The sequence below is a fragment of the Allomuricauda sp. ARW1Y1 genome, assembly GCF_013407935.1.
Lineage (GTDB): Bacteria > Bacteroidota > Bacteroidia > Flavobacteriales > Flavobacteriaceae > Flagellimonas.
In genome coordinates, this window is record NZ_JACBZU010000003.1 from 270,869 (window position 1) to 294,735 (window position 23,867).

The window sequence follows — 23,867 nt, forward strand, 5'->3', positions numbered from 1 at the left end:
CAGATAGAAGATATGCTAGTAGATTTTAATGAATTGCCAGATAATGCCCGCATCTGGATTTATCAGGCTGACAGAAGTTTTACCGAGGAGGAATTGCAGGAATTGGAGCAGAGCCTTACCGAATTCCTAAAGGAATGGACCGCCCATGGGAGCCATTTGCATGCAGGCTTCGAGATCAGGTACAAAAGATTTATCGTCATCGGTTTGGACCAAACGAACGTTAGTGCTTCCGGCTGTTCCATTGATGCGTCCGTTCACTACATCCAAAGTCTTGAAAAAAAATACCAAGTAGAGCTCTTGGACCGGATGAATGTCTCCTTTAAACAAGGGGAATTTATCGCCTACAAACCCCTTAAGGACTTTAAAAAACTGGCGAAGGCCAGATCGGTTTCCGCCAATACCATTGTGTTCAACAATCTGGTGGCTACGAAGCAGGAGTACCTTGAAAACTGGGAAGTCCCAGCGAGTGAAAGCTGGCACTCCCGATTTGTGTAGGCTGCTTTTAAATTATCTTAATTTGTGTGCATTCCTCGATGAAATGCAATATTTTTATCAGCAATAAGTTCAGGTTTTAGACAAGATATTTATGCGGATAAACCTCAATATTCCCCTTTTATTACTTTTTTGCTTGCAAGCCCTTGGGCAGTCCAATCCCTTGATGGTCAAAGATTCCGTGGCACAAATGGCATGGGTCGAAAGTCAATATCAAAAAATGACCTTGGAAGAACGGGTAGGGCAGCTCTTTATGGTTAGCGTGGCTTCCAATCAAGGAAAATCGGCTACCGACAGGGTGAAAAACCTAGTCAAGGAACAGGATCTTGGGGGTGTCATCTTTTCGGTCGGAGGACCTGTACAACAGGCTGAATTGACCAATGCCTACCAATCCGTTGCCAAAGTTCCATTATTGATTGGTTCGGATGCGGAATGGGGTATGGCCATGCGGTTGGACTCTACCTATGCCTTTCCGTGGAACATGACCTTAGGGGCTATTCAGGATAGCACCCTTGTTGAAAAAGTGGGGTATCAAATCGGAAAGCATGCCAAACGGCTTGGGGTACATATCAATTTCGCACCCGATTTGGACGTGAACAACAATCCGCAGAATCCCATCATTGGCAACCGCTCTTTTGGCGAAGACCCCAAAAATGTGGCCCAAAAGGGACGTGCTTTTGTGCGGGGGATGGAGAGAGCTGGGGTTTTGACCAGTGGAAAGCATTTTCCGGGACATGGTGATACGGCTACCGATTCCCATAAATCATTGCCCATCATCACCTCTTCGGTGGAACGGTTGGACACTTTGGAACTGTATCCCTTCAAAAAAACTATGGAAGCAGGATTAAGCTCCATAATGGTGGCCCATTTGGATGTACCGGCACTGGAATCACGTGAGGGGCATCCCTCTACCTTGTCCAAAGCCATTGTTACGGATGTGTTGCAGAATCGGATGGGTTTTGAAGGCTTGGTGATCACCGATGCGCTCAATATGAAGGCTGTTTCCCAATTTGCTCCACAAGGCGAAGTGGAACTACAAGCCTTTTTGGCCGGAAACGATTTGTTGTTGATGCCCGAGAACGTGCTCAAGGCCAAGACAAAGTTTATGGAGGCCTATAACAATGGAATCATTACAGAAGAGCGACTGTCAAAATCCGTCAAAAAAATATTGATGGCCAAGTACAAAGCCGGATTGAACAATTACCGCCCTGTGGCCATAGAAAATTTGGTAGAAGACCTAAATAGTGTCGAAAACGATGTCATTTACGAAGTGGCTATGGAGGCTGCCATCACGGTTGTGAAGAACAATTTTTCGTTGATGCCCATCAAAAAATTGGACAACAAAAAAATTGCCTACGTCCATTTTGGGGATGATGAAGGAAGCACCTTTTTAGAAGCTTTGAACAAATATCAAAAGGTGACCCCGATTGCTGCCAAGGATATTGCGGAGTATAAGGAGCGATTAAAGGAATTCAACTTGGTCATTATCGGCTTTCACAAAAGCAACGATAGTCCATGGAAGGGACATACATTTTCCAAAAACGAATTGTTCTGGTTGGAAGAAATATCCAGATTGCGAACCAGCAACACCATTTTATCGGTCTTTACCAAGCCCTACGCCCTTTTGGATGTGCTCAACTTTGATACGATAGACGGGGTGGTGATGGGCTATCAGAACAGTGAAATCGCCCAGAAAAAAGTAGCCGAGGTCATTTTTGGGGCCATTGGCGCATCTGGAAAACTGCCTGTTTCCGCACATGCGGAGTTTCCGGTGGGCATAGGTTTGGAGATTGAACCCATTCAACGATTGGGCTACAGCATTCCTGAGCGGGTGGGCATGAGCTCGGAGCTTTTGGCCGAGGTGGACACCCTTGTAAACGATGGACTGGATTCCCTCATGTTCCCTGGGGCGCAGGTCTTGATCGCTAGAAGGGGAAAGGTAATCTATGACAAAAATTTTGGAAAGCCTACCTATCAATCGAACGATAGTATTACCTCAGAATCCATTTATGATCTGGCATCGCTGACCAAGATACTTTCTACCTTACCCATGATCATGAAGATGGAGGAAGAAGGAAAAATTGCCCTCAATGACACTTTTAAGGATTTGATGCCTGAATATGCCGATACGGAACTCAAGGACGTAACGGTCCTTAAGGCCCTGTCCCATTATGGGCGTTTACCTTCTTGGATCGCTTTCTATTTGGATACACTGACGAAGGACCGGAAACCGTCCAACGAATTTTATCGTGAAAATCCCTCCGAGGCTTTTCCCTATAAAGTTGCGGAACATCTATACCTCACTAGATCGTACAAAGATTCGATTTACGATAAAATCGGTAGGCAAAGCCTTAAGTCCAATCGATATCGATACAGTGATGTAGGGTATTACGTATTTAAGGAATATATTGAAAAAACCTACCAGCGTCCGATTGACGAACTAGTAGATGAATTTTTGTACAGGCCTTTGGGATTGCAGCGAACCTTGTTCAACCCGTTGAAAAAATTTCCAAAGGAAGCGATAGTTCCTTCCGAGGAGGACGACTACTACAGGTACCAGACTGTGCAAGGCTACGTCCACGACATGGGAGCGGCCATGCAGGGCGGTGTTGGTGGTCATGCCGGACTTTTTAGCACGGCAAATGAGGTGGCCAAAATCATGCAAATGTATTTACAGGGCGGTTATTATGGTGGCGAACGCTTTTTTAATTCCCGCACCGTAAAGCGGTTCAATACCTGCTATTTCTGTAATAAAAATGTGAGAAGGGGCGTAGGTTTTGACAAACCACAACTGGACGAGAAAGGTCCTACCTGCGGATGTGTTTCCAGAAAAAGTTTTGGGCACAGCGGATTTACAGGAACTTATACTTGGGCCGATCCGGAGGAAGAGATTGTTTATGTTTTTTTGTCGAACAGGACCTATCCCTCCGCAACCAATACATTATTGATCAAATCCGGGCTGAGAACACGCATACAGCAGGCCATTTATGATTCCATTATTAACTAGGTACAGAATATTGCCGTAGATTTGTTCTTATGAAAATAGCAATAGTGTGTTACCCTACCTTTGGGGGTAGTGGCGTGGTTGCCACCGAATTGGGGATTGCCCTTGCGGAACGGGGGCATGAGGTACATTTTATTACCTACCGTCAGCCTGTGCGCTTGGAACTTTTGGGCAACAACATCCATTTTCATGAAGTACATGTGCCCGAGTATCCCTTATTCCACTACCAACCTTATGAGTTGGCGCTTTCCAGTAAGTTGGTGGATACGATTAAACTGTACGATATTGAACTATTGCACGTGCATTACGCCATTCCCCATGCCTATGCGGGCTATATGGCCAAAAAAATGCTTCAGGAGTACGGCATCTTTATTCCGATGATTACCACTTTGCACGGAACCGATATTACCTTGGTGGGCAAGCATCCCTTTTATAAACCAGCGGTTACCTTCAGCATCAACAAATCGGATGTAGTGACCTCGGTTTCGGAAGCCCTCAAGCAAGAGACGTTGAATATTTTTGATATTGAAAAAGAGATAGAGGTCATTCCCAACTTTATAGAGACCACTAAATATCGAAAGGCATTTACCGATTGCCAACGCTCCATGATGGCCAAAGACGACGAGCGCATCATTACCCATATCAGTAATTTTAGAAAGGTAAAGCGAATTCCCGATGTCATAAAGATATTCTATCGGATACAGCAAGAAATTCCTGCAAAACTGATTATGGTAGGCGAGGGGCCCGAAAAGGAAAAGGCCGAGGACCTCTGTGAATCCTTGGGCATAAAAGATTGGGTGTTGTTTTTGGGCAATAGCAATGAGATTGACCGAATCCTTTGTTTTTCCGATTTGTTCCTGTTGCCATCGGAAACGGAAAGCTTTGGTTTGGCCGCGTTGGAAGCCATGATCAATAAAGTGGCGATCATTTCCAGTAACACAGGTGGTATTCCCGAGGTGAACATAGATGGTGTATCGGGCTATTTGGCCAATGTGGGCGATGTAGATACCATGTCGGCCAAGGCCATAGAAATTTTGAAAGACGATACCACTCTGGATAAATTCAAGGAAAATGCATACAATGTGGCATCCAAGTTTGATATCGTCCACATTCTTCCATTGTACGAAGACCTTTATGAAAAGGCTTTCAAATCCCGTTTTAAAAACACCTTTTGATTTTGAGATACCTGTTTCTCATAATGCTGCTCGGACTGATTTCCTGCAAGGCCCAAAAAGAAAGCAACACTCCTAGCGGTGAGGTGATTGAAGGACTGTTATTGCTGGACCATGATGATTTTACGAACATCGATACCTTTCAAACACGTGAGATTCGGGACACCAAAACATTGAACAAGTTCTATCGCGAGATCAATAAAACCCGTAAGCCTGGACTGCCCGTTCCCATGGTTGATTTTACCAAAGATATGTTGGTCTTGGTCTGTTTGGGCGAACAACAGGGCAAAAAAGAGGTCGCTCTGTCCCGATTAAGGCAAACCGAAACAGAATTATGGATTGCTATTGACTTGTGGGAAGAAGAGCAGGAGGGAGCGGTAACCATTCAGCCGATGTACTATCCGTTTTATCTGTACAAAATGCCATTGATCGATAAAAGTCTGCATTTTCAACGGGTTGAGAAATAGTGCTTTCCAAATCTTTTTTACTTCTTATCGAAAATTATCGCACTTAAAAGTGCAAAGTTCTATAAGTTAGCGGCTTGATTTAGCTTTGAAACCGAAAACCTCAAATCAATACAAATGAATAGTTTAAGACCCATTTTATTGGTCATGGCCTTTATTTTCTCCGCCTTGACCTTTGCCCAAGACCTAGAGTTGACCAAAAAGGACAGTATAGTACAAAGTTACTGGTTGGTAACCGTTGGAACCAATGCGGTAGATGATTCGGGAGATGAGTTCGGGAAGCTTTTGGATATTTATAGGGCTTGGAATATGGTCCCGTATCCTTCTAGAGTTAGTATCGGAAGGTATTTTAGGAACGGAATCGGCTTGGAAGCCATCGGGTCTTACAACCAATACAAAGAAGGGAAAATTATAGATAATGTGGTCAATCCGGCCGATGTGGACTATTGGGGTCTGGATTTTCGCGTAAGCTATGATTTGAACATGATTTTAGGGGAAACCGGTTTTTTTGATCCCTATGTTGGGATTGGAGCAGGTTATACTGATGCCAACAATCAAGGAAGAGGCACCTACAATGCCATTTTAGGTTTTAGGACTTGGTTCTCCGATCATTGGGGGCTCGATTTCAATTCTACCGGTAAATGGGCTATGAATACTGAAAATGGCACCAACCATATTCAACATGCCTTAGGGGTAGCCTATCGATTCGAAGTGGAAAAAGGCCTCTCCAGAAAAGGTGAAGAGAAACTGGCCTTGCTCAAAGAGATGGAAGAAGAACAACAACGGGTGCAGGATTCGATTGCTAAGGCGGAAGAAGAAGCCCGCTTGCTGGCCGAACGTTTGCAAAGGGAAAAAGAAGCCGCTGAACTGGCCGCGGCCGAAAAGGCCAAAAAAGACGCTGAGGATGCGAGAAGAGCAGCCCTTCAAAACAAAATCAATGCATTGGGCAATGTATATTTCAAACTCAATTCTTCGTATCTGACTTCGAATGACAAAGAATTGTTGGACCAATTGGTGGCCATTATGAACGATGAACCCGGATTGGAAATCAGGATTACCGCCCACACTGATTCAAGGGGTACCGAAACGTATAACCAATGGCTTTCGGAGCGCCGCGCCGAACGCACTGTTGAATATGTGTTGTCCAAAGGAATTGCAGCAGATAGGATAAGCCACGAGGCATTTGGGGAGACCCGATTGGTAAACGAATGTTCCGATGGTGTACGTTGTACGGAAGAGCAACACGCCAAGAACCGCAGGTCGGATTTTGAGATAGTGAAGTACTAGAAAGAAAACAACATATTACAAAAGCCATGTTTTTCAACATGGCTTTTTTATTTGAAGGGATGGCCGTTAAGAAGTAATCAACTGGTGATAGGCTTCCAATATGGGTTCTCGTCTAAAATCTTGAATACGTTGCAACAGGTTGGGCTTGCAGGCTTGCAAAAATTCGGGATGTTCCAATACATACTCCAATGCTTTCTGCATACAGGCTACATCATTTACTGGAGTAAGAATTCCATAATCCGTAAACATGATATCATCGGTTTTGGACTCATTGAGTTCCATCATTTCGTCGGGGCCGGATTTGCAATTGGTACTTACAATGGGCAGCCCGCAACACATGGCTTCCATAAGCACATTTGGGAACCCTTCGTTGAGGGAACCAAATAGAAAAAAATCCGCAGCTTTGAGGTATTGGAAGGGATTGCTCTCAAAGCCCATCAAAAAAACGCGGTTTTCCAATCCCAATCCTTGAATTTTCTCCTCCAGTGATTTTCGAAGCTCCCCTTCTCCAAAAATATAGAGGCGGAGATGGTTAAAGGGCAATACGGCATCCAACAAAAAAGTATGATTTTTTTCGGGGACCAGACGACCAATACTTACGGCATTGACATAATTGGAATCAAAGAAGTCCTGTATCGCTTCCATCTGTTGGATTTTATCGATATCGATGGGATTGTAAATGGTCCTAGTCCTTTCTTTGGCCACCCCAAAATTATCCACGAGATCTTGGGCACTCGCTTTAGCGTTGCTCACCACAAGGTCTGCCTTTGGGTACAAGCGCTTTACCAAAAAGTTATTGATCCTAGCCTGTAAATGATTGCCCCCGTACTGCATGCTCGGAAAATTACGTTCACTGACCATAAGTTTATAGGGATGACTGGTGAACCAGCGCGCCATGATGTTGATGTAACAGGGCCTTGTCAAGAGACTGAAGGAATGCGTAATGTTTTCATTTCGCAAAAAATGGGCGTAGCGGTAGGCCAACCAAGGGAGTTTTAGCAGTTTGGCAACTCCCGATTCATTTTTGCCAGACTTGTCTAGGTAATGGATGGGTACCTCTTTGGGTACGGGATAGGCCAGCTCCTCCTCGGTAAGCACCAACACCACCGCATGTCCTTTATTTACCAAATAGGGGAGTAGGTAAGAAGTAACCCGCTCCGCTCCACCTCCCGCCAAGGAGTTGATGAATATGGCTATTTTTTTTTGTGGTTGGTTCATTTTAAGTAAAACAAGATGTGGAGTTTTGACTATTAAATCAAACTTACGAGTGTGGGCCGAGTTACCTTCTTGAAAGCTCTAATATCTCATCGAAATAATCTCCAAACAGGGGACCGTTTGTGATTTGGTGTCCATTGATGCCTTGTCCAAAAGTGTTGTATTCGATTATTTTAACTTCAGACTTTTCATTCACCATAATATCCCACGAAACTAGTTTGAAGTAGGGAAGCTTAGTATGTAGATTTTTTATTGTTTCAACAATTTTGTTGTATTCGGGAATTGGAAACCCATCAAAAATAACCCCGCTTTCGGTTTCGGTTGTTTCAAAACCATATTTATCTACGGCATACTTTTTAAGTTTGCCCGTTTTGTCGATTCCGCATACCACACCTCCCAAAGCAAAGTTATCGGTAAAAACTCCACTTTTACCAATGCGGATTATTCCAGACAGTATTACCGTTTCAGATGGGCGTAAGTAAGATATGATGCGTACAGTATTGATAGAAGTAGGATTTAACTCTGCCAATTTGGGCGATTGTTTTAATACTTCTTGGACGGTGAAATCCTTGGAATACTCTGTGAAAATAGAGTCCAAGAGTTCAAATCTGTCTTTTGAGTTACTCAATTCGATTTTTTTAACTCCTTCACCACCATAGGTGCCCATTGAGGGTTTAATTACAAAATTATCTAATTGTGAAACATATTTTATTGCAGCTTCTTTTGAGTCAGGATTGTCATTGATGTAATAAAAACCGTTGCAATTTTTAACATATGTTTTTGGAGTTATTTCAGGTGTCAGGAATTTTTCTATCAAGTTTTTATCCTCCCAAGCCTTGAACAGGTCGGTTTTGTTCAAAGCAGGCTCGATATAACAATAAAAAAGTGACTCTGGAATGAAATCTATGCACATTTTGTTATATAATTGCCCGAAAAATCTATGCCATTCAACTGAGACATTCTTAAAACCATATTGGGCATATTTGGCTTTGATCTGATTCTTTGTTTTTTTATCCAAATATGCTGGCTTGGTATCTGCATTTAGTTTTGAGATTTTTTTGGTATAACCATACTCGAGTCTCTTTATTTTGGTATAAACCGCTATTTTACGAAGAGTAGTGAATATCATATATGAGTTTTAAGGTGAATTTGCCAGATTAAGTAAAAAACGCAAGATTACGGTTTAGGCAATGTGGAGTTTACCTCTAAAATATTCTTTAAGGTTAGTTTTTTATGTTTTTCAAATCCAATTGTTCACCTAATTCATAATCAAAGGAATTAGGGTTAAACTTTTCATAACCAGACCCTGGATGAAAGGTCAGTTCGCCAAAGAAAATGGATTCGCCAGTATTGTAGAAGTCCACACGAACATAGGTGAAATCCTTGGCTATTTTTTCTGCGAGCTCTTTCATCTTCATATATTGAAATGGTTTCAAAACGTCTTTGCCATTATCAAAAAACCATGAACAAGGTATCCTTACCCAGTTTACATCATAAAGGTTTCTTTTATGGTCCGTATGTCGGTCCAAATCGACCTGGGTAAACACCAACTTTCCATTAAAACAATGTAGTTTGTAATCGTCTGGAATGTTACCTTTGGGGTCGGTGAGTAACTTTTCCACCACGATTCTCGGCTCTATGTCCTTATATTGCCATTCCCGTGTACTGTAGTAATGATTTTCCCGTAACAGTTTTGCCAACACTTTTCTTTTGGCGTTCCAATCGATGCTGCTTTTATCCTTAACGATAATTCCTCCGGAACTATTATGGTTGGTTTTGATGATAACAGGATAGTTCGGAAGGTTTTCTGGTGCAATGTCTTCTGGGTTTTTGGTGTGCAGCACCAATGGGATGAGATACTCTTCACCGATGGTTTTTTTGATATAGCCCCGAACTTTATACTTATCCGCGGCTATTGTGAGCAAAGGGTGGCGCTCATAAATTTTGAGAAAATTGATTTTTTCATTGAGGGTACGTGGGTTTTTCAAATTCAGGTCATACCCCATACTGGATCGGAATTTATGTTTGAGCAAGGTTTTGTCTGGAATCAACCGTAATCCATATTCATAGAATAAAAAGAAGGGATGTAACACCACATAACCAAGACTGGTATTGAGGTATAGGTGTCGAATTTTTTGTTTCATATGTCTTGGATTTAAAAGATACGAATGATAGAGCAATTTGTTTAAGCCATTTTAGCTTGTAATTCTTTCAAAGAAATTCTCGTAATCAGAAATGATTTTTTTCCAACCGAATTTTTTTAAGACATGACTTGATACCTTTTTTGGGGGGAAGTTATCCAGCTTATGAATAAGCAGGGTAAGCTTTTCAACAAAATCGGAATCATCTTTAACCAAATATCCATTTTCCCCGTCAACCATAATTTCATTCATACCGCCAGGTGCATCGAAGACGATTGCGGGAGTACCGATTCCTAAACTCTCAATCAAAGCATTTGGAAAACCTTCAAAAAAAGAACCTTGAAGATAAATATGACTACTGGACATATGTTCGTATACTTCTTTACTCACGGGAATATGCTCAATTTTATCCGTAAGTTTATAATAGTCTGCTACTTTAAAAATACGATCTTTTTCTGTCCCATCTCCAATAATTGTGTAAGTAAAAGGAATTGTTAGTTTTGATAACCCCCCTATAATTCTTTCATAACCTTTTTGTTTGCTCAATCTTCCAACAGTTATAAATCTTAGTGGCTTTTTGACAGGAATGTCCTTTTTTGTTTTGATTTGTTCTGAAACTGGATTGTTGATGGTTGTAATTCTTTTATGGGCGTACTTGTCAATTTGGACCATGTCCTTTTTCATATCTTCTGACTGACAGATATAATAGTTGATACGCTGATGTGCTAAATCTGATATTTTTGAATCAAGAAAGCTTAAAAATCCTTTCTTTTTAGTTTGAGCTTTATGATTCCCTTTAAAGGAATCCCTAATGCTTAGGACAATTGTTTCTCGTGCTACACAAATGGTTTGAGGAAAAAAATATGAAACCAGACCAATTATATAATTTACATGTGTAAGGGAACCAAATGCAATGTGCGGTCTGTGCACAAAAAATAATCTAAAGATGTCAAAAAAAGCATTTTTGACATTTTGGTGCTTAAGGTAAATTACTTCCACTCCTTCTGTATCATAAATGGTGTCATTCTCAAAACCAATTACAACTAGCTTGATATTAAATTTTTCTTGACTCAAATTTTTTGCTATAAAGAGCATGACCCTTTCAGCTCCGCCAGGTGTAAGACTTGGAATAAATAGTAAGATTTTTATTTTTTTTTGAGCCACTTTATTTAAATGTGTTTGTTTCTTTTTTAGGAAAATAGTAAAAGCCTTTAGTATTATCGATTCTTGTTATTTTTAGAGCACTTGCACTTATTGAGAATGGGCTTTTATGTAGCCGATTATTCCTTTTGGTATGTTCAAGACGGCCGGAATTAGGCAACAGAGTTTTTTTCTAATTCCTAGCCTTACTTTTTTATCTTTATGGTAAAAACTTGCCTTCAAATATTCATACGAATATCTTCTATAGAAAGGGTGTGTGATATGAGAAAAACATGGAACATCATAAAGTTGATAATAAGAATTATAGTATTTAATTTTTTGTTGTTCCAGTTTGGTTTTTTTCTTATTGATCAATCCATCCGGACTTGAGAAATATTTTCTATGAACAATATTCACGCATAAAAAGTCATAATCTTGGTTAATTCGTTTCCATGTAGCCCCTTCTGGAATAAAAGATTGGCTACTATAACACATCTTATATTTCTTAAGGATTTCGGTTCTCCAGCTATGCCATTTTTCACCCGCAACCTGCTTTTTTCTTTCCAAAACTCGCTCTTTGTAACTTACTTGCCAAAAATTATGCGGGAATGGTTCTCCAACCAGTCGTCCATGTTCATCATCGGTCAATGTCCATATTGTTGCAATTTTTTTGGCATCCCTACTCAAATCAACACTTTTCCATAGCATTTTCAATTCAGCTATAGTCTGAGGTACAAAAGTATCATCACTATCCGCAATAATCGTAATTGGACGATTGCAATATTTGAACCCTTCATTTAAAGCGTAAGGCTTCCCCTTATTTTCTGATAATTTATGATATTGAATGGAAAATGTATTGGTTTCGCCTATCCAAGAATTCACTAGATTTTCTGTGTCATCGGTACTTGCATCGTCCATAATTATCCAATCAAAATCTTGATCTGTTTGGTTAAGCATAGAATTATACACTCGCTCTAGGGTATGGCATCGATTATATGTGGGAGTAATAATACTAAACATTATTTTGTTTTTTGTATAGTTTTTTGATGTATAAGTATATAACTGTTGAATTTCCAAGCGAAACCAATGAGGTTGCCAAAGCAAGTCCTTTTGTTCCCATAAGTTCCATTAAAATATAATTTAAGATTATGTTCAACGCTAAACTAACCAGAGATGACAGCACTAAAAAATTGTTTTTATTGAGAGCCGTCAGGTACTTATTCATTACAATACCTGTTACATAGAAAGGAAGCTGTAATAGAAACATCTGCTGAATAACATACACCTGTTCGGTATCTTGGGAGGTGAAGGCTCCTCGCTCAAAAAATATAGCGACAATGAATTTAGATAAGAAAATCAAGACTAAAGCTATTATGCTCATTAATATCAAAATTTTTCCTAATACGCTTTGCAAGTATTCATATAGCTTTTTCTTTCCCTCTAGGACCTTTTTAGAGAAATATGGCAATAGGGTATTCCCAATAGAAGCACTTATCAGACTTATTGTCACTATAGGTATTTTATATCCGTAATTCAGCGCGGCTATTGCACCTATTGCTAATTGGGCCGAAAAATATTGATCAACCATAGGGTTGACACCGTTTATTAAACCAGATGATATTTTTGCGGGAACTTGGCTTAACAATACTCGAATATTCTTGCTTTTAAAGTCTGGTTTTTTTAAAAAAATCACTTTTTTCTTAATACCTACGATAACTAAATAAACACAACTTAAAATACTTCCTGACAGCATTCCAAGTGCCAAGGTAATTTCTTGTAGTTGTTGTTGAAATAAAAGCAAAAGAACAATAGTGACTATTGGAACGAACAAATTATTTAGAGAGGAATAAAAAAACTCATCCTCGATCATTAAAAGACCTGTAATTAGTGAGGATATTCCCCAAAATAGTATACTAGGCAATATTACCCATAATTGGGTCTTTATCAATTCATAGTAGGTTGAATTATGGCCAGGAAAAAGTGATTCCAGATATATGTCAATACCAATGTAAGTAATTCCTATCATTAAAAGAGCCAACAGGATAGTGATTAAGAAGCTTGAGCTTTGAAAAGCACCCATGTGTTTTTTTGATTCTTTTTCTTGAACGTAATTGGGTATAAAAACACTACCGTACGAATTAAGAAAAACGCTCTGAATAAAAGTTGGGATTAAACTGGCAATTAAGTAAGTATCTAAAAGTTCTGATATGCCATATGTGTCAGCAATTAAAATTTCTTTAAAAAAGCTGACTCCTTTGACCAGCAGGGATACAATACCTACTGTTAGCATATTGGAAAGCAATGGGCCTTGGTATTTCTGCCAAGTAGTATGCAAATAGGAGTACCAAGTCTTTCTTTCTCTGGTCATTATTAACTATTGCTTGATTTTAATGCTGAACCCGGGTTTTCCAAAGAAAAGCGTTCAAACTTTTCTTTGGAATGAGAACTTTGTAGTTGAATTGATATCCACATTAGAATGAAAATGGAATACTCGTTGGTCATAAAGTTATGGTTGGTCATTAAAAAAAGAGCTATTGCAAGAAGCATCATCAACGCGTAAGGTTTTTCTTTAAATTGTCGATGCCCTTTGAAGAATAATTTTCCAAGAAAGCTTAAAAAGATTAGCAATGGCAATATGCCGCCTTCCCCCCACAACATTAAATAGGTGTTGTGAACCCCCCATTTCGTATTTGCCGCACCATTGCCAAAAAATGAATGATATCCATTTCCAAAAATGGGTTTACTAAATATTGCTTCATAATAACGAGCCCATGTCTCAGTTCGGGAGTCTTCATTCAAAGACTGAACATTACTTTTTTGCCCTCCTTCAATCAAGGCCCCCATCTGTTCCAAGCGTTCGTTTTTTACTGGAAGAAATTCATTAAAGGTGACCAATAAAACCAATGCCCCAAAACCAATAAGCAGCATCTTGGCATTTTTCACACTCAACCGAATGGACATCACGTTCAATAACAACCAAGTCACCATATACGTTCGGGACAAGGTGATTAAACCTAAGCTAGTGAATGACAATTTACCGAAAAGTTGAAGTGATCTTAAAATACTAAAACTTAGGGCTAAGCCCAACGAGCATACTAAACCAGCGTTATTGGGGTCTAAATAAAAACCACTATAGCGACCATAATCAGCCCTGGGGTTTTGAAAAAGAAAAATATTGGCTAGAATTGAAAAACTTCCAATAACTAAGAAAAACCAGAGCTCTTTTTTAGTAGTGTTTTTAACTACCTCATATCCACCCCAAATAATGATAAAATACTTTATAACCGTTACATAAAAAGTATATTGATCAGCTATATAAGCAGAGCTGACCAAAATACTTATCAAAAAGTATGATAACCCCAACCATAGCATTTCATAACTATTTCCAGTTTTTTTATTTAAAATAACATAGCTTAGTATTAGGCCGTAAGAAGAATAACTTAGCAGAGACGATAACGAACTGTTAATATATACAAGCGTAAACCCTGGAAAATTCCATAAAATAAGGGCTAAAATAGCATAGCGAAGAATAGGTAACTTTTCTGTTTGTTGGGTCATGAATCACTGGATATTTCCTGGAATAATGATTCCCAAAGATTTAAAATTTCATCTAGTAGATATGGACGCATTGAGTCTGGTCCATTTTCAGCAAGTTTAATTCTTAATGAATTATTTAAAATAAGCTCTTTCAATCCATTCTGAAATGCTTTACTATCCTGATCTTTTATCAATAGCCCATTATTTTTGTCTTCAATAAGTTCACTAGGTCCTGAAATACAGTCATAAGCAATACATGCCATACCATTACTCAAAGCTTCCATTAACACCATTGGAAGCCCTTCAAATTTGGACGGTAATGCAAATACTTGGGAGTTCTGCATTAGTTCTTTGAGGTTATTACAAAAACCCGGTAGGAATACTTGACTATCAATATTAAGCTCCTTACTTAAATTCGCTAACTCTTTGATTCCTTGTTCACCACTACCGGCAATGGTCAATGTCCAATCCTTATGTTCTTCTAGTAAAGGAGCAGCTATTCTAAGAAGGCTATCAAATCCTTTGTCTTGGTATCTATTTAAGGAACCTGCTGCTAAGATATTTTTTTTCCTTTTGATAAATGGTTTTAATTCAGTAGGATGAACTAAGGGGTTGGGCACTATAAACACTTTTTTGTTTTTTCTCTTGTAAAAGCTTAAGTCATATTTGGTTAGAATTGTAATTGCCGAAGCAAATGGATATAAGTAATTGCGTATGAATTTTGTTTTTGGAGTCAGACTGGTTAAATGATTTGTATGCTCGCTTACCACTACTTTAATTCCGAATATCTTAGCTATTGGAATCACAATAAGGGCATTTCTAGGCATGAAAGTTATTATTATGTCCGGTTTAGAATTTTTCTTTCGGATAAAATGGTATAGATTGAACCATGCTCTAACAGTCTGATTTTTTGTTTTTCCATGATGTAACTTTACTCGTTGTACATTTGGGTCAATGGAAAAGCCTTCCCCTTCGTAAAATGTAATCAGTGAAACTTCATTTGTTTTTGAAAACCCATTGGCCAAAGTAGTCATTACGCGTTCTGCTCCTCCTCCTCCTAAATTACCAATGATAAAATAAATCTTCATACTGATTAAAGTGTTAGTCTATCGCCCAATTTCAAATCCCATTCATAGGGTTTGACAGGTTTACTCCCAGATTGATGATATAATGTCAACTCTCCAAAAAACAGGTTGTCATTAATAACGTACCAATCCACTCGCAAGTATTTGAACTTTGAAGATAGTGTTTCCGATAATTCTAACATTTTATCATAACATATCGGCTTTTTAACACCTTTTTGGCTAGCTTTTGAGTAAGAGCCGTCATCAAGAAGAACTCCCCATTCATAAGGTTGTTTTACCCAATCTCTATCATACCAGTCACAGTGCTGTTGATTTGAACCTCGTCCTGTTACGACAGCGGTCATTTCAACCTTGCCATTAAAACAATGGACCTTGTAATCTGCTGGAAAACTCCCACTATTGTCGTTCAAAAGCTTTTCTACAATTATTAATGGTTGTATGTCTTTATAGACAAGTTCTCGACCAACCCAATAAAAGTTTTCTGCTAAATTGGCTCTTAATCTATTTTGAATTGATTTCCAATTGATGGGTTCATTTTTGTTTTTAATTACGATACCTCCTGAGCTATTATGATTAGTTTTTATAATTACCGGGTAATCAGGAAGATTTTCTGGAATAATGTCTTTAGGATTTTCAGTCATGTAAGCGAGCGGGATAAGATATTTTTCCCCTATCTCACTTTTAATGTAATCCCTTACTCGATATTTATCAGCTAGAAGACTTCCTAAAGGATTATCATTATTTAGTATTAACCAGTTGATTTTTTCGTTTAAGCTCTTGGGATTTTTGAGGTTTAACTCATGGCCAAAATTCTTTTTAAACCTTTTTAAAATAAATTGTTCTCTTGAGAGATACTTTTTGTGTAAAAAATATTGATAAATTGAAACAAAGGGCTTTAGTAAGGTAAAACCCAATCTAGAATTGTTATATATGTTTTTTACAAAAGATTTCATTCCTTAATTTTAGTGAAAAGTATTGACGAAAAAATTATACCAAAAAAAAAGCTGTTCAAAGGAACAGCTTAATCGATAATAAACATATTTTATTTTAAGGGATAAAATACCTATTTGTAATTCTTAGTTCAGGGTTAAAGAAAAAACAAATTCTTCAATATTAGTATATCCATTGCCATCATGGTCATCCGAAGGTTTGGCCATTAAATTGCCAAACGTTCTAATTTCCCAACTATCTGCCATACCATCATTATCGGTATCATAGGTATCTGGATGAGAAGCTGAAATTAAATCTGGAAACCCGCCAACTACAGCAATATCTGTAATCCCTTGGATTCCATTTTCATCAAACCAGTTACCAATCAATCGTGCATCTACGGGATCGGGAAATAGCACACTTGGACCTACGTCATTTAACACGACATCTACTACTTGTGAACTGGGCAATGGTACATAAGGGCTCGACAAACGCCTTGAAGAGCGGTTTACGGAAGCCCAGTTGCTATTCATCATACCGTGACTGTTTGTTCTCAATTGAATATTATCCGTTTGGTACATATAGCCTTGAGAGGCCAAGCCATTAGGGTTTTCATATCCGTTTAACTGATAAACATGGTCCGCTTGTCCGGGTGGGTAATCGAGATCAGCCTTAAAAACGTTTCCAATACTTTCAACTGTCGCAGGACCAAAACTTGTAGTAACAGCCCGATTGTAATTGTAAAGCACGTTATTTACAAATTCAAAATCGGTTTCGTCGCCATAGGTATGTTCAGGTACTCTATTGCCATTATTGGCCCAGTAATTCTGAATCATGGAAAAATTATGAACATTTAAGCCAATTAGAGCGGCATAATGTCCTGGCCCATCTATATTTTCTCCTAAAACAGAGTTTTGAAGTGTAACGTTTTGTGTTGGTGCATTTGTGGTAGAGCCTGAATTTCCAGTTATCGAAAATAATTCATCTTTCCCCCAGGTTAAGCTTACATGGTCGATAATTATATTTTCAACGATGGTATTTGAATTTTTATTTGTTATTCCTATTGGGTCTGATTCATTTTCACCAGCTACCCTGATTTTCAAGTACCTAATAATTACCTCTGAAGCCATAACTCTTATTCCAGCACCTCTAATAGTTATGCCGGGGAATGGAGCGGTTTGACCAAGTATGGTTATGTTAGGGTTTCTTATGCTCCTTTGCTCGGTCCATTCTATTTCACCGGCCACATCAAATACTACAATTCTAGGTCCACTGGCATACATGGCTTCCACCAAACTGCCTGGACCGGTTTCATTAAGATTGGTCACATGAATTATCCTTCCACCTCGTCCACCTACGGTATTTTGTCCAAAACCCTTGGCCCCTGGAAACGCTTTTAATGCCCCCATATCTACATCATCATATTGGGTATTCACCACCACGGAGGCAGTTTTATTGCCCGTGTTTCCACCTTTGCTGGCTTGTAGGGTATAGGTAAAATTATCCGAAACAATACCGTTGTTTCCAGCCTTGTTGGCGGAATCAGGCGCCGGGGTATAGGTTAAGGTATTGTCCGCATTAATGGTAAGGCTACCTTCGGTAGGTTCGGATACCTCCACAATTTGGAAGCTTTCCGTGTCCTGGACATTATCGTTCTTCAGAACATCAAGTGTAGAGGATCCTACATTTCCAGAAATGGTGAATTCGTCGTCCATGGCCTCGAAGGAGACGGACGGAATCAATTGTCCGTTTTCGTCCAATTGTTTATCCTTTTCCTCTTCGATTTGACTTTCAACGGTCGCATCGAATAAATCACTGTCCTTACTGCAAGAAGTGAAAGCTAGGGTAATTAACAACAATAAAGTGCTCACGTACGAAATGGTTTTGTGGGGCGCCATTTGAATACTGGGGTTAAGTGGGTTAAAGTTTATTGTTTCCGACTTGGAAAACAAATCTAAATCAATCGTATGTTTTGTCGATGAAAATTCGTTTTTTTTCGATGAAATACACTTTTCAACTTGCTGATTTTCTGGTTGCTTTAAAATAATCGTTGAAAATGAAGCTAAATCGGTCAAACTAACTTCACGACAAGACTGATACGGGGAGTTCCTTTTTTTGGATGTGGGGTTTCCCGATTATCGATGAATTACATCTTTTTTTAACATTGGCCTGCTTTTTTTAACAGTCTTAGCTTGTTGGATGGTTTGGCGGATTCATAAAATAGGAGGGAGGTGCAATAGGTAGATGTACGCCTAGCAGCAACCTTAATAGGACACAGCGAACGCTATGAGTAAATAGAGCTGCGGGAAAGGGAATAAGTGCCTATGTAAGGCACTGCGGCAATACCACAAAGGAATAGTGAACCAAGGTAAATGCTTCCTTAGTAATTTTGGAACCCAAGGCTTGGGTTCGGGTAAGGTCTATTTGTAAAATGCATTGTACCAGTCGACGAACTCCTGCACCCCCTTTTCAATGGGTGTGTTTGGGGTATAATCGTAGTCCTGTATCAACTCATTTACATCGGCCCAAGTGCTTTCCACATCGCCGGGCTGTATGGGCATTAGATTTCGTTTGGCTTCAGTTTGCAGTGAGGATTCGATGGCGTCGATAAAGGCCGTAAGCTTTACCTGCTTATTGTTGCCAATATTATAGATCTTGTATAGCTCGTCTTTTCGTTTGCTTTCTTCTATAGGGGTTTCAATTATCTTGGACATTCCGCCAACAATATCGTCCACATAGGTAAAATCCCGTGCCATATTCCCGTAATTGAACACATTGATGGGCTCTCCTTTCTTTATGGCGTCCACAAAAAGGAAAAGGGCCATATCCGGTCTGCCCCAAGGACCATATACAGTAAAGAACCGTAGTCCTGTAGTTGGCAATTGATATAAATGGCTATACGTATGGGCCATGAGCTCGTTGCTTTTTTTGGTGGCAGCATACATACTTATGGGCCTATCCACCGAATCTTCGGTGGAGAATGGTATTTTTTCATTCAAACCGTAAACGCTGGAGCTGCTGGCATATACCAAGTGCTTTACCTTGCCATATCGGCAACATTCCAGCAAATTGGCAAACCCTACCACATTACTCTTTACATAGGCGTCCGGATTTTCCAAGCTGTAACGCACCCCGGCCTGGGCGCCTAGATTACAGACTACATCAAAAGTATGGGTGTCAAAAAGTTGGTTCAAGGCATCACGGTCGGCCAAATCGAGCTTTATAAACTGCATTTGGTCTTGATGAAGGGAACTGCGGGTCAATTGATGGTCGGTTTCTGCACTGGTCCGCGCAATGCCCAACTGTTCCAAACGGGCGTACTTTAGCCCGACATCATAATAATCGTTGATGTTGTCCAAACCAACCACTGTATGTCCGTTTTTGATCAAAAGCTCACACAAATGGTAGCCTATAAAACCTGCCGCTCCTGTTACTAAGATGTTCATTGGCCGATATGTTTTGTAATTTGTTGGTTTGCCGATTTTTTCTCCAAAATTTCTTCCAGATACTGTTCCGTAGCCGAAGCCATTTGGTGGGTCGAAAAGGTTTCCAGAAAGGTTTTTCGGGAATTTTCGCCCAGTTTTTTAATCAAATCCCTGTCCTGTATCAATCCCAATAATTTTTTTGCCAGATATTGGGGGTCCTCTTTGGGAATCAAATAACCATTATGACCATCCTGTACCATTTCATGCACCCCCCCAACATCTGAAGCGATGATGGGTACTCCCACGGACATGGCCTCGCATATGGAAAGGGGAAGCCCTTCGAATCGTGAGGTCAGTACAAAAATATCTGATTTGTTCAAAAATGTTGGGATATCGTTGCTTTCCCCATGAAACGTAATCAGGTGGTCTATTTCCATTGCTTTAGCCAGTTCCACAAAGTGATGAAATAGATCACCATGTCCTACCAAATCTACCTGTATTGGTTCGTCCTTAAGTGTTTGAAGCGCCTTAAAAAGGGTGAGATGATCTTTTTGGTACGAAAACCGAGCGGTCATCAAAATATTAAGGCGTCCCTCTTCTTTGGGCGTATCTGCGTCCAAAAAGTCTGGGCTACCGTTATAAATAACACGCATTCGTGAAGCAGGAACAATTTTGTTTTTAGTGCCAAGGTCGAAATCAAACTGGGAAACCGTGATCAAATGGTCCGAAAACCGCCCCATTACCTTTTCCATGGCAAGGTACACGTATCGCTTTAATCCTTTTACCCCCGGGGTAAAGGACCAGCCATGTACGGTAAAAGCGTTGGGAATATCCAGCTTATGACAGGCCAATCTGCAAAGGATACCAGCTTTGGAGGAGTGTGATATGACAATATCCGGACGCTCCTGTTTCAAGGTACTTTTGATGGCTTTGTAACACCTCATATCGTTTTTGGGTGAAATTTCCCGTTTCAGGCTGGGAATACAAACTACCTTTATATTCAAAGCTTCCAATCGTTGGGTCAATGTCCCTTTTTGCCCGACCATCACCAGCACTTCGTGGCCATTTTTTACCATGGCCTCGGTATTGTTGTACAGCACCATTTGAGCACCTCCAATAGGTTCGCTAAGTGTGATGACCTGGATGATTTTCATTTGCTGTGAGGTATGTGTTTTGGATGAGGTATTTGTATGGGCTAAAATCATTCAAGGTTCCAAACGTATTCTGGAACCCTGAAATTTCTACTTTTTACTGCTCTGTCCGATTTTGTAAAACTTGAAACCAATGGCTTCCATGGTTTCATGGTCCAGAATCCTTCGTCCATCAAACACAAAGGCCGGTTTTAGCATGGAATCATGAATTTTTTGCCAATCGTAGGTCTTAAATTCATCCCATTCGGTCAAAATGGCAATGGCATGCGCTTCCTTGGCAGCTTCCATAGGGTCATTTACCACGGTTACCAATTGTTCCAATTCTTCGCGGGATTTATTCCCAAGGTATTCCAAGTCGGCAAAAACACGTTCCTTGGTCACTTTTGGATCATAAACGACAATGTTGGCGTTTTCTTCCAGTAGTGCGTCGGCAACATAGATGGCAGCCGATTCACGGGTATCGTTGGTATCCTTTTTAAAGGCCCATCCGTAGAAGGCTATTTTTTTGCCGGAAACCGTGTTGTACAAGGTGGAAATGATATTGTCCGCGAAGCGCCTTTTTTGGTAGTCGTTCATAATCACAACTTGCTCCCAATAATCGGCAACCTCTTGGAGTCCAAAGCTTTTGGCGATATATACCAAATTCAGGATGTCTTTTTGAAAACAGGAACCTCCAAACCCTACCGAGGAGTTCAAGAATCGAGACCCAATACGTGAATCATATCCAATGGCCTTGGAAACCTCTGCAACGTTGGCATCTGTTCTTTCACACAGGGCGGAAATCGAGTTGATGGAGGATACCCTTTGCGCCAAAAACGCATTGGCCACCAGTTTGGATAGCTCGGAAGACCACACATTGGTCTGCAGGATACGCTCCTTGGGCAACCAGTGTTCATATACCCAACTTAAGGCATCCTTGGCTGCTTGGCCGGAAGGTGTTTCCGCGCCCCCAATCAAAATACGGTCGGCATCCAATAAATCTTCAATTGCCGTTCCTTCGGCAAGAAATTCGGGGTTGGATAGGATTTCAAAATGAACCCCGTTCCCCGTATTGTCCAAAATACTTTTTAGAGCTTGTGCCGTTCTAACGGGCAAAGTGGATTTTTCCACCACAATTTTATCGTTTACGGCCACTTTGGCAATATTTCTGGCACATAGTTCAATATACTTCAAATCTGCCGCTTGCCCTTTTCCCTTTCCATAGGTTTTGGTAGGAGTATTTACGGAAATAAAGATCATATCCGCATCGTGTATCGCCTTGTCTACATCTGTGGAAAAGAACAGATTCTTTCCACGGGCTTCACCCACTACTTCCTTGAGGCCGGGTTCATAAACGGGAAGTTTGTCCAAATCTTCATCGTTCCATAAATCAATCCTTGCTTGATTGATATCTACTACGTTCACGGTAATTTCCGGGCATTTGGATGCAATTACTGACATGGTGGGACCTCCAACATAGCCAGCACCAATACAGCAAATATTCTTAATGGTTTTCATTTTTAATTTTTAAAGAGTTCAAAGATGATAAAAAAAACACGAGACTTGGGTTTGTTTTTAGACAAAGTCACTTTTTTTTGGATGAATGGGAACTATCCAAATAGTTAGTTGTTCATGGAAAAACACCGTTAAAAAAAGGATGTTGAACAACTTCCAATCATTTTTTGCCCAAACGGTATGTTCCATTAAACGATTTTTCAATAGATTGAACGAAATAAAAACACAATGATTCAAGTTCATACATAGTTTTACGTTCGATTTTGTTTACATACAACAGGAAGAAATCGAAATTATTTTGTTTAGGTCTTTAATTTATTTTGACTTTAGGGGTAGGTGAAGTGTGCGTACTAAGAATTGGTTTAAAACTAACCTTTAATCGTGGATTTTGGACTTTTAATCCCAAGGCGACGATTTAGACCCAATAATTTTTTAAAAAATCGGTTTCTTTGATAGCTAAAAGTTTTTAAACACCACAAAACGATAAAAGGACACCTAACAAATAACCAATGACAATGAAATTTCAACCTCGAAGCATCTTACTATTGGCACTTACAATTGTTTTATTGAGTGCCTGTGGCTCAAAAAAGGATGTAGTATATTTTCAAGACGCCGCGTTGTCCGGCCTGGAAACCCAAGTAAAGGAAAGCCGTGCCGCAACACGCTTTAAAATAGATGATCTTATCAGTATTTATGTTTCTACGCTGGACCCTGAAGCCAGCGCACCATTCAACCTTTTTAGGGGAACACAAGAGGGAGGCATTAGACCCGAACAAGTGGATTACCTCGTGGACAAGGAAGGCGAAATCGATTTTCCCGTCATTGGAAAGCTGAAAGTGGTGGGATTAACGCCGGAGGAGTTAAGGGTGAAACTTACCGAGAGCTTAGCGGACTATCTGAAAGACCCTATCATCAACATTCGATTGAAGAATTTTACCGTTACGGTGCTGGGGGAAGTAAAACTACCTGGAACCTATTTGGTGAACGGGGAACAGATTACCATTTTTGAAGCTTTGGGGCTTGCTGGTGATATGACCATTAAAGGAATGCGAAAGAACGTTTTGGTCGTACGGGAGTTTGATGGGACCAAAGTCTATTACAGAATCGACCTGACCTCCAATAAAGCGGCCGAATCCCCGGTATACTATCTCACCCAAAACGATGTGGTGTACGTGGAGCCTAATAAGTCAGCCATCACCTCTTCCGCTTTGGATAACAGGGCCAGCATTACTGTATCCATACTCACGGCATTGATTACTTCAACCGTAATTTTAATTACCAGAAACTAGATACAGGTATCAATTTCAAATATAGAAATCCCCAATCTGAA

At 40.0% G+C, this 23,867-nt stretch carries 19 protein-coding genes; 6 read left to right on the plus strand and 13 right to left on the minus strand.

Features of this window, described 5'->3' with window-relative positions:
• Window positions 1-12 precede the first annotated feature (12 nt).
• From GGE08_RS10145 to GGE08_RS10165, 5 genes are all read left to right on the plus strand, one after another.
• Window positions 13-495, plus strand: a complete 483-nt coding sequence (locus GGE08_RS10145; protein ID WP_179384778.1) for an ABC transporter ATPase — start codon at window positions 13-15, stop codon at window positions 493-495.
• Between the two features lie 91 nt (window positions 496-586).
• A complete protein-coding gene (locus GGE08_RS10150) occupies window positions 587-3,499 on the plus strand; it encodes a glycoside hydrolase family 3 N-terminal domain-containing protein (RefSeq protein WP_179384779.1) in 2,913 nt (970 codons plus the stop codon).
• Window positions 3,500-3,528: 29 nt separating this feature from the next.
• Window positions 3,529-4,671, plus strand: coding sequence for an N-acetyl-alpha-D-glucosaminyl L-malate synthase BshA (bshA, locus tag GGE08_RS10155; RefSeq protein ID WP_179384780.1), 1,143 nt, complete (start codon window positions 3,529-3,531; stop codon window positions 4,669-4,671).
• A 2-nt stretch (window positions 4,672-4,673) separates the two neighbouring features.
• Window positions 4,674-5,135 (plus strand): hypothetical protein, encoded by a 462-nt coding sequence (locus GGE08_RS10160; RefSeq protein WP_179384781.1) that lies wholly within the window; start codon window positions 4,674-4,676, stop codon window positions 5,133-5,135.
• A gap of 114 nt (window positions 5,136-5,249) precedes the next feature.
• Window positions 5,250-6,419 (plus strand): OmpA family protein, encoded by a 1,170-nt coding sequence (locus GGE08_RS10165; RefSeq protein ID WP_179384782.1) that lies wholly within the window; start codon window positions 5,250-5,252, stop codon window positions 6,417-6,419.
• A 66-nt stretch (window positions 6,420-6,485) separates the two neighbouring features.
• Here GGE08_RS10165 and GGE08_RS10170 read toward each other — a convergent pair whose 3' ends face one another.
• From GGE08_RS10170 to GGE08_RS10230, 13 genes are all read right to left on the minus strand, one after another.
• Window positions 6,486-7,637: a glycosyltransferase gene (locus GGE08_RS10170; protein WP_179384783.1), complete on the minus strand. Its 1,152-nt coding sequence runs from the start codon at window positions 7,635-7,637 to the stop codon at window positions 6,486-6,488.
• A 61-nt stretch (window positions 7,638-7,698) separates the two neighbouring features.
• Window positions 7,699-8,763: a sugar-transfer associated ATP-grasp domain-containing protein gene (locus tag GGE08_RS10175; RefSeq protein WP_179384784.1), complete on the minus strand. Its 1,065-nt coding sequence runs from the start codon at window positions 8,761-8,763 to the stop codon at window positions 7,699-7,701.
• Between the two features lie 94 nt (window positions 8,764-8,857).
• Window positions 8,858-9,778, minus strand: a complete 921-nt coding sequence (locus GGE08_RS10180; protein ID WP_179384785.1) for an ATP-grasp fold amidoligase family protein — start codon at window positions 9,776-9,778, stop codon at window positions 8,858-8,860.
• A 51-nt stretch (window positions 9,779-9,829) separates the two neighbouring features.
• Window positions 9,830-10,939, minus strand: coding sequence for a glycosyltransferase (locus tag GGE08_RS16180; RefSeq protein WP_179384786.1), 1,110 nt, complete (start codon window positions 10,937-10,939; stop codon window positions 9,830-9,832).
• An 87-nt stretch (window positions 10,940-11,026) separates the two neighbouring features.
• Window positions 11,027-11,935 carry a glycosyltransferase family 2 protein gene (locus tag GGE08_RS10190; protein WP_179384787.1) on the minus strand — a complete coding sequence of 303 codons (909 nt, stop codon included), beginning with the start codon at window positions 11,933-11,935 and terminating at the stop codon, window positions 11,027-11,029.
• On the minus strand, window positions 11,928-13,283 hold the full coding sequence (gene murJ / locus GGE08_RS10195) for a murein biosynthesis integral membrane protein MurJ (RefSeq protein ID WP_179384788.1): 1,356 nt from the start codon (window positions 13,281-13,283) through the stop codon (window positions 11,928-11,930). Before murJ ends, GGE08_RS10190 begins: the two co-directional genes overlap by 8 nt.
• Before the next feature lie 2 nt (window positions 13,284-13,285).
• Window positions 13,286-14,473: an O-antigen ligase gene (locus tag GGE08_RS10200; protein ID WP_179384789.1), complete on the minus strand. Its 1,188-nt coding sequence runs from the start codon at window positions 14,471-14,473 to the stop codon at window positions 13,286-13,288.
• Window positions 14,470-15,540 carry a glycosyltransferase family 4 protein gene (locus GGE08_RS10205; protein ID WP_179384790.1) on the minus strand — a complete coding sequence of 357 codons (1,071 nt, stop codon included), beginning with the start codon at window positions 15,538-15,540 and terminating at the stop codon, window positions 14,470-14,472. The genes GGE08_RS10200 and GGE08_RS10205 overlap by 4 nt, the downstream gene beginning before the upstream one ends.
• A 5-nt stretch (window positions 15,541-15,545) precedes the next feature.
• Window positions 15,546-16,490, minus strand: a complete 945-nt coding sequence (locus GGE08_RS10210; protein WP_179384791.1) for an ATP-grasp fold amidoligase family protein — start codon at window positions 16,488-16,490, stop codon at window positions 15,546-15,548.
• A gap of 123 nt (window positions 16,491-16,613) precedes the next feature.
• Entirely contained in the window at window positions 16,614-18,365 is a 1,752-nt protein-coding gene (locus GGE08_RS10215; protein ID WP_179384792.1) for an Ig-like domain-containing protein, read from the minus strand.
• A gap of 522 nt (window positions 18,366-18,887) precedes the next feature.
• On the minus strand, window positions 18,888-19,913 hold the full coding sequence (locus GGE08_RS10220; RefSeq protein WP_179384793.1) for an NAD-dependent epimerase: 1,026 nt from the start codon (window positions 19,911-19,913) through the stop codon (window positions 18,888-18,890).
• Window positions 19,910-21,046 (minus strand): glycosyltransferase family 4 protein, encoded by a 1,137-nt coding sequence (locus tag GGE08_RS10225; RefSeq protein ID WP_179384794.1) that lies wholly within the window; start codon window positions 21,044-21,046, stop codon window positions 19,910-19,912. Before GGE08_RS10225 ends, GGE08_RS10220 begins: the two co-directional genes overlap by 4 nt.
• Before the next feature lie 87 nt (window positions 21,047-21,133).
• Window positions 21,134-22,540 (minus strand): nucleotide sugar dehydrogenase, encoded by a 1,407-nt coding sequence (locus GGE08_RS10230; protein ID WP_179384795.1) that lies wholly within the window; start codon window positions 22,538-22,540, stop codon window positions 21,134-21,136.
• Window positions 22,541-23,052: 512 nt separating this feature from the next.
• Here GGE08_RS10230 and GGE08_RS10235 point away from each other — a divergent pair.
• Window positions 23,053-23,826 carry a polysaccharide biosynthesis/export family protein gene (locus tag GGE08_RS10235; RefSeq protein ID WP_179384796.1) on the plus strand — a complete coding sequence of 258 codons (774 nt, stop codon included), beginning with the start codon at window positions 23,053-23,055 and terminating at the stop codon, window positions 23,824-23,826.
• Window positions 23,827-23,867: the final 41 nt, after the last annotated feature.